This window comes from Erwinia phyllosphaerae (assembly GCF_019132875.1).
Lineage (GTDB): Bacteria > Pseudomonadota > Gammaproteobacteria > Enterobacterales > Enterobacteriaceae > Erwinia > Erwinia phyllosphaerae.
The window spans coordinates 392880-405936 of sequence record NZ_JAHSPF010000004.1 but is presented as its reverse complement, the minus strand read 5'-3'; the positions used below and the strand labels follow the sequence as shown (position 1 = coordinate 405936).

At 53.2% G+C, this 13057-nt stretch carries 19 protein-coding genes; 8 read left to right on the top strand and 11 right to left on the bottom strand.

Annotation, left to right across the window (positions count from 1 at the left end; translation table 11 throughout):
• Positions 1-46 precede the first annotated feature (46 nt).
• Genes oppB through oppF form a run of 4 tightly spaced genes read left to right on the top strand, consistent with a single transcriptional unit; the run spans position 47 to position 3902 of the window.
• Positions 47-967 carry an oligopeptide ABC transporter permease OppB gene (gene oppB / locus KUE00_RS10140; protein WP_246759716.1) on the top strand — a complete coding sequence of 307 codons (921 nt, stop codon included), beginning with the start codon at positions 47-49 and terminating at the stop codon, positions 965-967.
• A gap of 6 nt (positions 968-973) precedes the next feature.
• Complete coding sequence (oppC, locus tag KUE00_RS10135) at positions 974-1882, top strand: oligopeptide ABC transporter permease OppC (RefSeq protein WP_246759715.1); 909 nt, start codon at positions 974-976, stop codon at positions 1880-1882.
• An 11-nt stretch (positions 1883-1893) separates the two neighbouring features.
• Positions 1894-2904 carry an ABC transporter ATP-binding protein gene (oppD, locus tag KUE00_RS10130; RefSeq protein WP_246759713.1) on the top strand — a complete coding sequence of 337 codons (1011 nt, stop codon included), beginning with the start codon at positions 1894-1896 and terminating at the stop codon, positions 2902-2904.
• Complete coding sequence (oppF, locus tag KUE00_RS10125; protein ID WP_246759712.1) at positions 2901-3902, top strand: murein tripeptide/oligopeptide ABC transporter ATP binding protein OppF; 1002 nt, start codon at positions 2901-2903, stop codon at positions 3900-3902. The genes oppD and oppF overlap by 4 nt, the downstream gene beginning before the upstream one ends.
• Positions 3903-3938: 36 nt before the next feature.
• Here oppF and KUE00_RS10120 read toward each other — a convergent pair whose 3' ends face one another.
• Together KUE00_RS10120 and cls are read right to left on the bottom strand one after the other, a co-directional pair.
• Entirely contained in the window at positions 3939-4262 is a 324-nt protein-coding gene (locus KUE00_RS10120) for an HI1450 family dsDNA-mimic protein (protein WP_246759711.1), read from the bottom strand.
• Between the two features lie 46 nt (positions 4263-4308).
• Positions 4309-5769 (bottom strand): cardiolipin synthase, encoded by a 1461-nt coding sequence (gene cls / locus KUE00_RS10115; RefSeq protein ID WP_246759710.1) that lies wholly within the window; start codon positions 5767-5769, stop codon positions 4309-4311.
• Positions 5770-5915: 146 nt separating this feature from the next.
• On the opposite strand from cls, the gene KUE00_RS10110 reads away from it, so the two are divergent.
• Complete coding sequence (locus KUE00_RS10110; protein ID WP_125287735.1) at positions 5916-6089, top strand: YciY family protein; 174 nt, start codon at positions 5916-5918, stop codon at positions 6087-6089.
• A 125-nt stretch (positions 6090-6214) separates the two neighbouring features.
• Here KUE00_RS10110 and KUE00_RS10105 read toward each other — a convergent pair whose 3' ends face one another.
• Together KUE00_RS10105 and KUE00_RS10100 are read right to left on the bottom strand one after the other, a co-directional pair.
• Complete coding sequence (locus tag KUE00_RS10105; RefSeq protein ID WP_246759709.1) at positions 6215-6313, bottom strand: YoaK family small membrane protein; 99 nt, start codon at positions 6311-6313, stop codon at positions 6215-6217.
• Between the two features lie 21 nt (positions 6314-6334).
• Entirely contained in the window at positions 6335-6631 is a 297-nt protein-coding gene (locus tag KUE00_RS10100; protein WP_246759708.1) for a YciI family protein, read from the bottom strand.
• 202 nt (positions 6632-6833) lie between these two features.
• Here KUE00_RS10100 and tonB point away from each other — a divergent pair, with 202 nt between their 5' ends.
• Positions 6834-7583, top strand: a complete 750-nt coding sequence (gene tonB / locus KUE00_RS10095; protein ID WP_246759706.1) for a TonB system transport protein TonB — start codon at positions 6834-6836, stop codon at positions 7581-7583.
• A gap of 49 nt (positions 7584-7632) precedes the next feature.
• On the opposite strand, the gene yciA is transcribed toward tonB, so the two are convergent.
• Complete coding sequence (yciA, locus tag KUE00_RS10090) at positions 7633-8052, bottom strand: acyl-CoA thioester hydrolase YciA (RefSeq protein ID WP_246759705.1); 420 nt, start codon at positions 8050-8052, stop codon at positions 7633-7635.
• 445 nt (positions 8053-8497) lie between these two features.
• On the bottom strand, positions 8498-8758 hold the full coding sequence (locus KUE00_RS10085) for a hypothetical protein (protein ID WP_246759704.1): 261 nt from the start codon (positions 8756-8758) through the stop codon (positions 8498-8500).
• A 261-nt stretch (positions 8759-9019) separates the two neighbouring features.
• Here KUE00_RS10085 and KUE00_RS10080 point away from each other — a divergent pair, with 261 nt between their 5' ends.
• Positions 9020-9223, top strand: a complete 204-nt coding sequence (locus tag KUE00_RS10080) for a hypothetical protein (RefSeq protein WP_246759703.1) — start codon at positions 9020-9022, stop codon at positions 9221-9223.
• Positions 9224-9264: 41 nt separating this feature from the next.
• Here the strand turns inward: KUE00_RS10080 and KUE00_RS10075 are convergent, their stop codons facing one another.
• The 5 genes from KUE00_RS10075 to KUE00_RS10055 all read right to left on the bottom strand — a co-directional run bounded on the left by KUE00_RS10075 (position 9265) and on the right by KUE00_RS10055 (position 11892).
• Positions 9265-9522 carry a biofilm development regulator YmgB/AriR family protein gene (locus KUE00_RS10075; RefSeq protein WP_246759702.1) on the bottom strand — a complete coding sequence of 86 codons (258 nt, stop codon included), beginning with the start codon at positions 9520-9522 and terminating at the stop codon, positions 9265-9267.
• 74 nt (positions 9523-9596) lie between these two features.
• A complete protein-coding gene (locus KUE00_RS10070) occupies positions 9597-9866 on the bottom strand; it encodes a hypothetical protein (RefSeq protein WP_246759700.1) in 270 nt (89 codons plus the stop codon).
• Positions 9867-9942: 76 nt separating this feature from the next.
• Entirely contained in the window at positions 9943-10182 is a 240-nt protein-coding gene (gene ycgZ, locus KUE00_RS10065) for a regulatory protein YcgZ (RefSeq protein WP_246759699.1), read from the bottom strand.
• A gap of 388 nt (positions 10183-10570) precedes the next feature.
• On the bottom strand, positions 10571-11107 hold the full coding sequence (locus tag KUE00_RS10060) for a septation protein A (protein ID WP_246759698.1): 537 nt from the start codon (positions 11105-11107) through the stop codon (positions 10571-10573).
• Positions 11108-11166: 59 nt separating this feature from the next.
• Positions 11167-11892, bottom strand: coding sequence for a YciC family protein (locus tag KUE00_RS10055; RefSeq protein WP_246759697.1), 726 nt, complete (start codon positions 11890-11892; stop codon positions 11167-11169).
• Positions 11893-12292: 400 nt separating this feature from the next.
• On the opposite strand from KUE00_RS10055, the gene ompW reads away from it, so the two are divergent.
• Complete coding sequence (gene ompW / locus KUE00_RS10050) at positions 12293-12928, top strand: outer membrane protein OmpW (RefSeq protein WP_246759696.1); 636 nt, start codon at positions 12293-12295, stop codon at positions 12926-12928.
• The last annotated feature ends 129 nt before the right edge of the window (positions 12929-13057 follow it).

The window sequence follows — 13057 nt, the reverse complement described above, 5'->3', positions numbered from 1 at the left end:
CGATTCTTTTAAGCAGTGCTGAAGCACAGGCCAGCAGGTACGGGCAATGTTAAAATTTATTTTTCGTCGTTTCCTGGAAGCGATTCCGACGCTACTTATCCTTATTACTATCTCCTTTTTTATGATGCGTCTGGCACCGGGCAGTCCTTTCACCGGTGAGCGCACGTTATCGCCGGAAGTGATGGCGAATATTGAGGCCAAATACCATCTGAACGATCCCATCTGGAAACAGTACCTGAGCTATCTGAGCCAGCTGGCGCACGGGGATTTTGGGCCTTCGTTTAAATATAAAGATTATTCGGTTAACTATCTGGTCGGCCATGCCTTTCCGGTCTCGGCAAAACTGGGCCTGGCGGCGTTTATTCTGGCGATTGTGCTGGGCGTGACGGCGGGAGTGATTGCCGCACTGAAGCAGAACAGCAAATGGGATTTCCTGGTAATGGGTGTCGCGATGACGGGCGTGGTGATACCCAGCTTTGTGGTGGCACCACTGCTGGTACTTATCTTCGCCATCGTGCTGAAATGGCTACCAGGCGGCGGCTGGAACGGCGGGGCGATTCAGTACATGATCCTACCGATGGTCGCGCTGTCGCTGGCCTATATCGCCAGCATTGCGCGCATTACCCGCGGCTCGATGATCGAGATACTGCATACCAACTTTATCCGGACGGCCCGGGCAAAAGGCCTGCCGATGCGTCGCATTATTTTGCGCCACGCGCTGAAGCCGGCGATGCTGCCGGTGCTCTCCTATCTGGGGCCAGCTTTTGTGGGCATCATTACCGGCTCTATGGTTATCGAAACCATCTATGGTCTGCCGGGTATTGGACAGCTGTTTGTTAACGGTGCCCTGAACCGCGACTATTCGCTGGTGCTCAGCCTGACCATTCTGGTGGGCGTGCTGACCATTCTTTTTAACGCGATTGTTGACGTACTTTATGCGGTCATCGATCCGAAAATTCGCTACTAGGAGCTTGTGATGTTAACTAAGAAAAACAGCGCCGCTCTTGATGCCTTTAGCGAACAGCTGGAGGTGGAAGGGCGTAGCCTGTGGCAGGATGCGCGCCGCCGTTTTATCCATAACCGCGCGGCGCTGGCCAGCCTGACCGTGCTGGTGTTGATTGCGCTATTTGTGGTTTTTGCGCCCATGCTCTCTTCGTTTACCTATGACGATACCGACTGGGGAATGATGTCGAGCGCGCCCGATATCGCCTCGAAGCACTATTTTGGTACGGACTCGTCCGGCCGTGATTTGCTGGTTCGCGTCGCGATTGGCGGTCGCATCTCGCTGATGGTCGGCATCGCCTCCGCGCTGGTAGCGGTGCTGGTAGGCACGCTCTATGGCTCGCTGGCGGGCTATCTTGGCGGCAAAACCGATTCGGTGATGATGCGCCTGCTGGAGATCCTTAACTCCTTCCCGTTTATGTTCTTTGTCATTCTGCTGGTGACCTTTTTTGGCCGTAATATTCTGCTGATCTTTGTTGCAATCGGCCTGGTTTCCTGGCTGGATATGGCGCGTATCGTGCGCGGCCAGACGCTAAGCCTCAAGCGCAAAGAGTTTATCGAAGCAGCCCACGTTGGCGGCGTTTCTACTGCCAGCATCGTGCTGCGCCATATCGTGCCGAACGTGCTCGGCGTGGTGGTGGTTTACGCCTCGCTGCTGGTGCCGAGCATGATCCTGTTTGAATCTTTCCTGAGCTTTTTAGGTTTGGGTACGCAAGAGCCACTCAGTAGCTGGGGCGCATTGCTCAGCGATGGCGCAAACTCAATGGAAGTGTCGCCGTGGCTGCTGCTGTTTCCGGCCGGTTTTTTAGTGGTTACGCTGTTTTGTTTCAACTTTATCGGCGATGGCCTGCGTGATGCCCTCGATCCGAAAGACCGCTAAGGAGTTTCCCGATGAACGTGACCCAACTCAGGCCTGCAATGGCGCAACAAACGGGCGAGCTGCTGCTGTCGGTAAAAGATTTACGCGTTACCTTTGCCACGCCTGATGGCGACGTTACCGCCGTTAACGATCTGAATTTTGACCTGCGGGCAGGTGAAACCTTAGGCATCGTTGGCGAGTCCGGTTCCGGTAAATCGCAAACGGCCTTTGCGCTGATGGGCCTGTTGGCCAGCAACGGCCGTATCGGCGGCTCGGCCAGCTTCAATGGTTCAGAGATCCTCAACCTGCCGGAAAAAAAGCTAAACCGGCTGCGTGCTGAACAGATTGCCATGATTTTTCAGGATCCGATGACCTCGCTCAATCCCTATATGCGCGTTGGCGAACAGCTGATGGAAGTGCTGCAGCTGCATAAGGGCATGAGCAGCGCGCAGGCGTTTGAAGAGTCGGTACGCATGCTGGATGCGGTAAAAATGCCGGAGGCCCGCAAGCGCATGAAAATGTATCCGCACGAGTTCTCTGGCGGTATGCGGCAGCGCGTAATGATTGCGATGGCGCTGCTCTGCCGGCCTAAGCTGCTGATTGCCGATGAACCCACTACCGCGCTGGACGTTACCGTGCAGGCGCAAATTATGACGCTGCTTAACGACCTGAAAAGAGAATTCAACACCGCAATCATAATGATCACGCACGATCTTGGCGTGGTAGCGGGGATCTGCGATCGGGTGCTGGTGATGTATGCAGGCAGAACGATGGAGTATGGCAAAGCGCGCGATATCTTTTATCAGCCTACGCATCCTTATTCGATTGGCCTGCTGAATGCCGTTCCGCGTCTGGATGCGCAGGGCGAAACCTTGACGACTATCCCCGGTAATCCGCCTAACCTGTTGCGGCTGCCAAAAGGCTGTCCGTTCCAGCCTCGCTGTCCTCATGCGATGGAAGTTTGCGCCACCATGCCGCCACTGACGCCTTTTGGCGAAAGCCGCCTGCGCGCCTGTTTTAAACCTGCGGAGGAGCTGGTATGAACGCTGTAGCTGAAAAAAGAGTGCTGCTGGAAATAGCCGATCTTAAAGTCCACTTTTCGATTAAAGACGGCAAGCAGTGGTTCTGGCAGCCGCCTAAGACGCTGAAGGCCGTGGATGGCGTCAGCCTGCGCCTTTATGAAGGTGAAACGCTGGGCGTGGTAGGCGAATCCGGCTGCGGAAAGTCGACGCTGGCGCGCGCTATCATTGGCCTGGTTAACGCCACGGCGGGCCGCGTCGCCTGGCTTGGCCGCGATCTGTTGGGGCAGAGCGAGGAGGAGTGGCGCAAGGCGCGCAGCGATATCCAGATGATTTTTCAGGATCCGCTGGCCTCGCTGAATCCCCGGATGACCATCGGCGATATTATTGCCGAGCCGCTGCGTACCTATCATCCCCGAATGGCGCGGCAGGAGGTCAAAGAGCGGGTCAGGACGATGATGATGAAGGTGGGGCTGTTGCCGAATCTGATCAACCGCTATCCGCACGAGTTTTCTGGCGGCCAGTGCCAGCGTATCGGCATCGCCCGCGCGCTGATCCTGGAGCCAAAGCTGATTATCTGTGACGAGCCGGTTTCCGCGCTGGACGTTTCCATTCAGGCGCAGGTCGTCAACCTTTTGCAGCAGCTACAGCGGGAAATGGGGCTTTCCCTTATTTTTATCGCGCACGACCTGGCGGTAGTTAAGCATATTTCGGATCGCGTTCTGGTGATGTATCTGGGCCATGCGGTGGAGCTGGGCACCTATGACGAGGTGTATCAGAATCCACAGCATCCCTACACGCGCGCGCTGATGTCCGCCGTGCCGATCCCCGATCCCGATCTGGAAAAAAACAAGGTCATTCAGCTGCTGGAAGGAGAGCTACCGTCGCCAATCAATCCGCCGTCAGGCTGCGTTTTCCGCACGCGCTGTCCGATAGCGGGGCCGGAGTGTGCCGTGACAAGGCCGCTGCTGGAAGGCAGTTTCCGTCATGCGGTTTCTTGTCTGAAGGTAGATCCGTTATAAGAGGGTTAAACCGCAGCGTCTGGCTGCGGTTTACGGTTACTCACGCCACAGGATATGGCAAAGCTTGTGGTCTTTTTCGCGGCACAGCAGCACGCGAGCAAAAATGTCGGTGACCGGATCTTCTTCGCTCTCGCCCAGGCCAATAACCACTTCGGCAAAAAAGTCCGGGTTGAGATCGAAATCCACGTGCTCGGCCCAGTCTTCAGCCGGGTCGTGTAGCTCTGCGCCGCCACGCTCTTCAAACTGAAGATTGAACAGGATGATATCGGCCGGATCGAGGTTATCGCCCGCCAGCTCAAGGAAAATATCATAAGCCTGTTCCAGCGTTTCATCTTCGGTAAGGCGGTTATTCAAATCCATAAAGTTTCCCATAATGCCCTCAGGGCGCTGTGCAATTCCGCCCGTTTTACAACAACGGACTAAAGAAGTAAAACAGTCGTTCAACAATTCGCTGCCAGTAAGCGCGCTGCAGCCAGCGTTTGGCGTCAAGCAGCTGCGAACGGGCGATATAGTCGTCCTGGACCCTGGCCAGATCGCTACCGAAACCATCGTCATCAATCACCAGGGTAATCTCAAAATTTAGCCACAGGCTGCGCATATCCAGGTTGACCGTGCCGACCAGGCTAAGCTGCCCGTCGACCAGCACGCTTTTAGTATGCAGCAAACCATCTTCAAACTGATAAATTCTGACGCCTGCCTCCAGTAACTCAGCGAAAAAGGAGCGGCTCGCCCAGTCCACCAGCAGCGAATCGTTATGTTTGGGCACGATAATACTGACCTCAACGCCACGCTGGGCGGCGGTGCAGATAGCGTGCAGCAGATCGTCGCTCGGTACAAAGTAGGGCGTGGTCATAATCAGCTGTTCGCGGGCTGAATAGACCGCCGTCAGCAACGCCTGGTGGATCAAATCCTCCGGGAAGCCGGGCCCGGAAGCAATGACCTGAATCGTATGGCCGCTTTCTTGTTCAAAAGGCATAATCGTACCGTCGGGCGGCGGCGGTAAAATGCGTTTCCCGGTCTCAATTTCCCAGTCGCAGGAGTAAATAATGCCCATCGTGGTGGCGACCGGGCCTTCCATACGCGCCATCAGATCGATCCACTGGCCCACGCCCGCATCCTGCTTAAAGTAGCGCGGATCGACCAGATTCATGCTGCCGGTATAGGCAATATAGTTATCAATCAGTACCACTTTACGATGCTGACGCAAATCCATGCGGCGCAGAAAAACGCGCAGCAGGCTAACCTTCAGCGATTCAACCACGTCGATACCGGCATTGCGCATCATCGCGGGCCAGGGACTACGGAAGAACTGCACGCTGCCCGCAGAATCGAGCATCAGGCGACAGTGAACGCCGCGCCGCGCCGCCGCCATCAGCGTTTCCGCCACTTCATCCGCCATGCCACCGGGCTGCCAGATATAAAAAACCATCTCAATATTGTGGCGGGCGAGCTGGATATCGCGGATCAGCGCCTGCATGGTATCGTCCGTCGAGGTCAGCAGCTGTAGCTGATTGCCCTTAACGCCCGCGATGCCCTGACGGTTTTCACAAAGTTGAAACAGAGAGCGGGCCACGTCGCTGTTGTCCCGGGCAAAAATAGAGTGGCACGACTTCAAATCGTTAAGCCATTTGGCGGTAGAAGGCCACATGGTACGTGCGCGCTCGGCACGTCGCTTTCCCAGATGCAGCTCGCCGAAAGAGAGATAGGCCACAATGCCCACCAGCGGCAGAATATAGATGACCAGCAGCCAGGCCATCGCAGAAGGCACCGTCCGCCGCTTCATCAGAACGCGTAGCGTCACGCCGGCAATCAGCAGCCAGTAACCAAAAACCAGCAGCCAGCTGACAAAAGTATAAAAAGTCGTCATAAAAGTGGAAGTCCCGTTCACCTCTGATTACAGGAGTTTACGTGCAGATGGCGGCGGACGAAACCTTTTCCTTAAGCGATCGGACTTGGCCTGACGGCAAAAATCTTTATAATGCGGCGCGAGTTTTTGTTAGCACAGAGGGTGAAATGAGACGGAGTAGAAATGAAGTCGCACGCTGGCGGATGTCGCGCCAGATTCAGCGCCGCCGGGCACGCTGGCTGGAAGGCCAGTCCAGACGCTATGGCCGCATGCATGCTATTCGCCATCAGCTGAGCCAGCAGCAGCGGCGTTCTATTCTGTTTATCACCCAGCTGGTCTGAAACAACAAACCCGCCGGTTAGCGGGTTTTTGTTGTTAACAACGTGCAGGCTCCCGTCGCTTCAGGGAGGCAGCAGCCTGAACCCGCCGGTCGGCGGGTTTTCCATTTCTGGCCCGTTGCCGGTATTTATGCGCCCGGCATCCATGCGCCGCTGGCGATAAACCAGACCAGCAGCACCGCGCCAGCTATCCCGACCGCAGCGGGAAAAAGATAGCCAATTTTCATTTAGTCATCTGGTAGTAAGGGTTAAAACGTTTTCTTGAAAGGCTTAACGGCAACCTGCTTGTAAACGCCTGCGGCAACGTAGGGATCGTCCTGCGCCCAAGACTGCGCCTCTTCCAGGGAGGTAAACTCAGCAATAATGGTCGATCCGGAAAAACCCGCCGCGCCAGGTTCATTGCTGTCAACGGCCGGCATCGGCCCGGCAATAATCAGGCGTCCTTCATCCTGCAGCAGCTGCAGGCGCGCCAGGTGAGCAGGGCGTACGGCTTGACGCTTTTCCAGTGAATCTGCATTATCTTCCGCATAAATTACGTAGAGCACGTTAACTCCTGTCGGTGTCGGTAAAAGTGGACTTCACGTTAAGTCATCGTTCGCTATTCTGCAAACGAAAGATGACGAAGCGAACCAGGCGACGGCAGCCAACACCTTTTCTGACAAAATCGCGCCGGAAATGAGGCGAGTTGTTGAAACTGATTGCTATTTGCATTTACACTTACGCTTCAACTTTTATCGCAGAAAGATTATGACGACGCTGACCGAAACTTCTTTTCCACGCCGTATTTCACTGCCGACGCTTTTTTCCCTGGGGCTGCACGCCGTGGTGATAGGCGGGATACTCTATGCTTCATTTCATCAGGTGGTGCCCGTACCGAAAGCGTCTCAGCCCATCAGCGTCTCTCTGGTCGCGCCTGAAGTGCAGCCTGAACCCCAGCCAGCGCCTCAGCCTACTCCCCAGCCGGTAGCGGAACCCGAGCCGGAACCGGAACCTGTGCCAGAGCCAGAGCCGCCAAAAGCGGAGCCGGTGCCGATCCCCAAACCTGTTCCCAAGCCCAAGCCCAGGCCAAAGCCAAAGAAAGAGGTGGTGAAGCATAAAAAAGAGGTGAAACCGCGTGAAGAGCCGCGCCAGGCCGCGCCGTTGAATAACGACAAAACGGCAACGGCAACCAAACCCTCTACCGCGCCAAAGACCTCTAATGCGCCTTCTGCTTCTACTGCCGTTGCAAGCGGGCCAAAAGCGTTAAGAGTAGATAAGCCGATCTACCCACCGCGAGCTTCTGCTTTACGGATTGAGGGCCATGTGCGTATCAAGTTTGATGTCGATGCTTCCGGTCAGATTGATAATCTGCGTATTATCGAAGCTCAGCCGCGCAATATGTTTGAACGTACAATAAAAGAAGCTGTGCGGAAATGGCGATATGAGCCAGGCAAACCTGGCAAAGACCAAACCATGAACATCGTTTTTAAAATTAATGGTGGTTCAAGCATTGAGTAAAGCTCACGCCAGCGCGCTGAAGACCGATCTTTCAGCGCGCCGGTGAAGGTTACGCTTCGCTAAAATGGCTTTTATCAGCCGGAAGCGGGCGGGCTTTACCTTCGCCGTCCACGGCCACATAGATAAAGACCGCTTCGGTCGTACAGTAGCGCTGACCAATCGGCTCGGAAGAGACTTTCTTAATCCATACTTCAACATTAATGGTAATAGAGCTGCTGCCGGTTCGGATACAGCGGGCATGACAGCTCACCACGTCGCCAACCGCCACCGGTTTCAAAAAGGTCATGCCGTCCACTCTGACGGTCACCACGCGGCCATTGGCAATCTCTTTCGCCAGAATCGCGCCGCCCATATCCATTTGCGACATTAGCCAGCCGCCAAAGATATCGCCGTTGGCGTTGGTATCCGCAGGCATCGCCAGCGTTCGCAGCACCATTTCGCCCTGCGGGAGTCGTTGTTCTTCGCTCATTATTTGCTTCCGATAAAATTAAAGGCCCGATTTACCACGGGTACTGAATTGTTTTTCTGAAAAACTGCCTGGCCGTTAGCTAAAAAGTGCCGGGTTTTTGTTGTGCTGTTAACTGATTATATGCGGTTAGCGCATTGTTGTGCCGCATCTTATTTTAACCCGAAAGGCTTCTGTACACACTTTTTATACATTAACAGGCGCGCAAACGAGCCCATCAAAAGGCCGGGCACGAAGCAGGGATAGCAGGAGGCACGCTTCTGTATAACAATAAAAGCGTATCTTCAGGGTTCTGGTGAGAGAGTACTGAGGATATATCCGTATGAAACTGAGTACCGGGATGGTGTCCTCCCTGACAATATCTCCGGCCGGTACACGCTTTCGCGCGACCTGTGAGGTCATCTTTCGCTATCGTTTTCCGGCCAGAGCCGGACTACGTCCACTGGCGTTAGTTCTTGTCTTCGTTCAGGCTTACAAAATTCTGCAGGTACGGCACAGGCTGCCTGGTGATACCCGGCGTGATGAACGTTCTTAGCCAGTTCCGGGCTTCAGAAAGCTCAAGCAAACGCGCGTCACCGCTGTGATCTACAGCCATGCGTCCAAGCTCGGCGATAAGAGACATAACGGTAATCTCTTTTTGAGCCAGCGCCAGGTGCAGTGCCGCTTCGCCAATAATGACGTGGCCTTTCTCGTCGTCTTGAAAAAACACGGTAATTCCTCCATTTGAACGATTGATGAAAACCTCACCCCTGACTGTAGTCGCTCAGAGGGAAAATGCCCGGATAATCCTCTGAAACATTAGAAACAGATGATTATTGGCTACATTCTGGTCAGCAGGAGGTCGCTATGCGCAAGAAACAACGGTTAAAGGTTTTTGATTATAAATGCGGATTGAAGCGTGACTGGCCGCATTTGCAGACAGCGGGAAGGAGATGCTGTACTGTGTATATATCCACTAAAAGGGGGCGTATTGAAAAAACATGAATCCGGTACTTCAGAAGAGATATTTAATTTCGTCGGTAAGGCTGTAAAACAGCTGCTGACGCCTGATAAAATTTTGCAACCGCACGAGCTTGCTGAAGCTCTTTATCACCTCAGTGAGGAGACAGATAATCCTGAAACCCGCGGTAGCTGTCAGGAAGTTATCAAAATGCTTATGCGGAAAATGCACTGAAAGGACAGGGCGTGGTGCAGAGGACACCTGCAACAGAGTTGTCACTCGACAGTTTTACTCAGGCCTAAAAGCAACTCCAGACAGTTACGCAGAACGTCTATTCTTACAACATCAGTCGTGTTCTCTAATTCGCTAACAAAATAGAAAAGAATCGATTTGCGAGACACGTTGCCTGACGCGGCCAGTATAGCCCTTGTGGCTTCACTGAAGGCTAACTTTTCATCCTCATATCTTTCATCGATATTTTGCAGCTGGTGGGCCAGGACCGGGATCGCTTCTACACTGTTTTGCTGCATCATTGCATTACCTGTCTGATAGTGTTGTTTATGCCAGCTGCTGTACCCACTCAGGCTGTCGCTTTCGGCAATCGTAGTTAATGTTGGGTCGTGTCGTCGCTATCATTTGCCGCAGGGATATTGACCAAATGTCCGGCATGACCGGGCTCGCGGCGGCGCATCTCTTCTTTAACTTCTTTTATAGCCAGCATGGCCGCGTGCGTTTTTTCACTGTCCAGCCCGGAATTTAGCGTGGCTTCAAGTTTTTCAAGCACGGCATGCCACGAGACGGGCAATTTTTCACTCAGGAGACCGAGGACTGTTTTACCGATAAGGATGTCCCGCAATCTTTCATAATTCTCTTTCATGTTTTTCTCTGAATAAGATTTTCAGGCCGGCAGTCTTGTCTGTATCCGGCTACAAAATCTGCTCAGAAACAGAGCGTTACTCGCAAAAAAGAAGCTTAATCAATTCCTGGAGATGCTGTTCTTCTTCAGGCGAAGATGCTTTATCGATACGTGTTAACAGGCGCATACAGATAGCTTTACGGTTCAGAGTGCGCCCTGAACGCAGGACTTCTACGACCACCGAGCCCAGCGTTTCCTGTTGCGAAGGCAGAGCTGCGCGAGCAAAATATGCAGAGATTGTGCTGTTGATACCAGCCTTTTGTGCCGTCTGTTGCATTCGAAGACTCCGTTATTGTCAGGTGAGCGATGATTTGTTTGCTAAGTTATACAAAAAATCGAAACCTGTACAGGTTTATTTGGCGAAAACCTGAGCCGCTTTCCGCGCTTTACGAAGCAGGTATGAGGGATAGCTCTGTTTGCTGTGATCTTTCTTGAGGGTTATGAGGGAGATAGGGGCTAATCTACACTGTGCCGTGGTCCGTTATGGCATGCATAATTATTTGATATTAAAGCTGTACCACTGACTAAGTGCTGGGCGAGCTGCGTATAGCGGAATGACGAGGTGTATTGAATCAGTTTTAGCGAAAACACACCTTTATTAAAGAGCCTATAAAAGTGTGTTTTGCATGATAAAAGCGCTTTTCCGATTTAACCTGCTGCCGTGATTACTTTTCGTCCTGCGGCATCAGGCGATAGATATATACGCCGCTAAGCAAGGTAAAGAGCAGCGTCAGGACGGTTAAGCCAAATACCTTAAAGTTAACCCAGACTTCCTGAGGCAGCCAAAAAGCCACGTAAATATTGGCGAGGCCGCAGGCAAAGAAGAACAGTGCCCAGGCGACGTTCAGACGGCGCCAGGCGGCATCCGGCAGCGTCAGCTCTTTACCCAGCATGCTTTGAATCAGCGTCTGCTTCATCCAGAACTGGCTGAACAGCAGCGCGCCAGCAAACAGCGTATAGATTACCGTGACCTTCCACTTAATAAATTCGTCGTTATGGAAAACCAGCGTCAGCGTGCCGAAAACGGCGACCAGTACAAAGGTCACAATGGTCATTTTTTCCAGCTTGCGATACAGGAACCAGCTGGCCACCAGCGCCAGCGCAGTAGCCGCGATCAGCGCGCCCGAAGCGACATAAATATCGTAAAGCTTATAAAAGACAAAAAAGACCACGAGGGGAAGAAAATCAAGTAACTGCTTCATAGAGGTTTCCGGTTATCAGGCCAGTAGGGGCTGCACGCCAGCAGGCGTGCAGCGACTGATTAACGTAACAGCATATAAAGGCGATAGAGATAGATAATCAGTATCGCCGAAAACAGGTTGCTCAGGGCGTTCATCAGCACGGAGGCGACGTTAGCGGGCAGCACGGTCAGCGACGAAGCCAGCAGCAGCACCGCCATTTTTGCCAGCAGCCACACGGCAATAGCCGGGGCCACGACCTTAACCTGACTCCAGACCAGGCGCGTACTGGCGCGCATGGCGGCAAAAGCGCCCACGTTTTCTTTCGCCTGAATAATTGGCGACATTGCCAGCACGGTGGCGAGAATAAAGCCCGGAGCGACCAGCGCCATAAAGCCCAGCTGCACAATCAGCGTCATAAAAAATACCAGTATCAGCAGACGGGGCAGAGAGGGTGCAGCAACGCCGATAGCGCGTAGCGCGCTAACGCGTTCGCCAGCGGAAACCATCGGGATCAGGCTAAGCATCGCACCTGCCAGTAGCGTATTGCCTACCAGCGAGGCAAAGGTGCCAGCGGCAGAAGCGTGTAGCAGAACACGCTGCTGTTCCGGCGTTAGCGTTCGCACCCATTCCAGCAGGCTCATCGAGGCGTCGTCTTTACCCGCGAGCGTGGCCATATCGGGTGTTAAAGCATGGCCGATTAAAACAGTAATAAATGAGGTCAGCAAAGCGATCAGCACAATAGTAATCAGCTGATGGCGAAAAAAATTTCCCGTGTCACGGTATAACGAAGCCGCCGTGAATGACATGTACACTCCTTGAGAGCCGAATTTAGCGATCCGGCGATTGTACATGGTCTTAAGCCAACCTGGCACCCCGACTTACACAACTTTCCGTTTGGCTAAGATGCAATCCGTTATCGCTGGTCATCGCCGTCTTCCTTCTTTGTACCGCTAGCTTAGTGCAGGTAACCCATCATGCTTTTGTTGGGCCGCTCTCGCGTTGACCGCGGCCTGCCAGACAGTACCCGCTTTAAATTACATCACTTTTGTTAATGTAATTAACATATTTTGATCCAGATCAATTTTTGCTGAATTTACTGCCGCTTTCGCTTTTATTAGGGTGATCTTTATGAAAATAAAGCTAAAATCTTCGCGTTAAAAAAAAGAAGACAACATTGCGCATCTTTCACCTGACAAAGGAGTGGTTATGAAAATTTCAGTATTAGCGTTATTGGTGGCGGCCTGTGCGCCGGTAGTGGCATCTGCACATCAGGCCGGCGATTTCTTTATGCGTGCCGGTTCTGCAACGGTGCGTCCTACCGGCGGTTCCGATAACGTACTGGGGTTAGGCGAGTTTGATATCGATAACAATACCCAGCTGGGACTGACTTTTACCTATATGCTGACCGATAACGTCGGCGTCGAGCTGCTGGGCGCAACGCCGTTTCGCCATAAGGTCGGGTTAGCTTCTACCGGGACGCTGGCGACCGTTCATCAGCTACCGCCAACGCTGATGGCACAATGGTACTTTATGGGAAATAACAGCAAGCTCCAGCCTTATGCAGGCATCGGCGTCAACTACACGATGTTTTACGACACGGATTTCAACCAGACCGGGCGTGATGCGGGTCTGAGCAATCTCAGCGTAAAAAACAGCTGGGGCGTGGCGGGTCAGGTGGGGCTGGACTATCAGCTGTCGCCACAGTGGATGCTGAACGCCTCCCTGTGGTACATGGATATTGACACCAAAGTCCGCTTTGATGCCGCAGGCGCGGGACGACAGAGTATCGATACCCACATTAATCCCTTTGTCTTCTTCTTCGGGGCTGGTTACCGCTTCTGATCTGTAATACACAGCAAAAAGGCGCATCCGCGCCCTGACAACGGTAAAGTCGCGATCTCTGAAATGCCGACCAGCTGGCAACTGAAGCCAGCAGCTGGACTTTAAAAAACGGGAGAAGTTTCTCCACCC

Coding starts and splice junctions, on each gene's coding strand:
- oppF (WP_246759712.1), top strand. CDS start 2,901: ATGAACGCTGTAGCTGAAAAAAGAGTGCTGCTGGAAATAGCCGATCTT.
- KUE00_RS10105 (WP_246759709.1), bottom strand. CDS start 6,313: ATGAAAATTGGCTATCTTTTTCCCGCTGCGGTCGGGATAGCTGGCGCG.
- yciA (WP_246759705.1), bottom strand. CDS start 8,052: ATGAGCGAAGAACAACGACTCCCGCAGGGCGAAATGGTGCTGCGAACG.
- KUE00_RS10060 (WP_246759698.1), bottom strand. CDS start 11,107: ATGAAGCAGTTACTTGATTTTCTTCCCCTCGTGGTCTTTTTTGTCTTT.
- cls (WP_246759710.1), bottom strand. CDS start 5,769: ATGACGACTTTTTATACTTTTGTCAGCTGGCTGCTGGTTTTTGGTTAC.
- oppB (WP_246759716.1), top strand. CDS start 47: ATGTTAAAATTTATTTTTCGTCGTTTCCTGGAAGCGATTCCGACGCTA.
- oppD (WP_246759713.1), top strand. CDS start 1,894: ATGAACGTGACCCAACTCAGGCCTGCAATGGCGCAACAAACGGGCGAG.
- KUE00_RS10070 (WP_246759700.1), bottom strand. CDS start 9,866: ATGAAAGAGAATTATGAAAGATTGCGGGACATCCTTATCGGTAAAACA.
- tonB (WP_246759706.1), top strand. CDS start 6,834: ATGACGACGCTGACCGAAACTTCTTTTCCACGCCGTATTTCACTGCCG.
- ycgZ (WP_246759699.1), bottom strand. CDS start 10,182: ATGCAACAGACGGCACAAAAGGCTGGTATCAACAGCACAATCTCTGCA.
- KUE00_RS10055 (WP_246759697.1), bottom strand. CDS start 11,892: ATGTCATTCACGGCGGCTTCGTTATACCGTGACACGGGAAATTTTTTT.
- ompW (WP_246759696.1), top strand. CDS start 12,293: ATGAAAATTTCAGTATTAGCGTTATTGGTGGCGGCCTGTGCGCCGGTA.
- KUE00_RS10110 (WP_125287735.1), top strand. CDS start 5,916: ATGAGACGGAGTAGAAATGAAGTCGCACGCTGGCGGATGTCGCGCCAG.
- KUE00_RS10120 (WP_246759711.1), bottom strand. CDS start 4,262: ATGGATTTGAATAACCGCCTTACCGAAGATGAAACGCTGGAACAGGCT.
- KUE00_RS10075 (WP_246759702.1), bottom strand. CDS start 9,522: ATGATGCAGCAAAACAGTGTAGAAGCGATCCCGGTCCTGGCCCACCAG.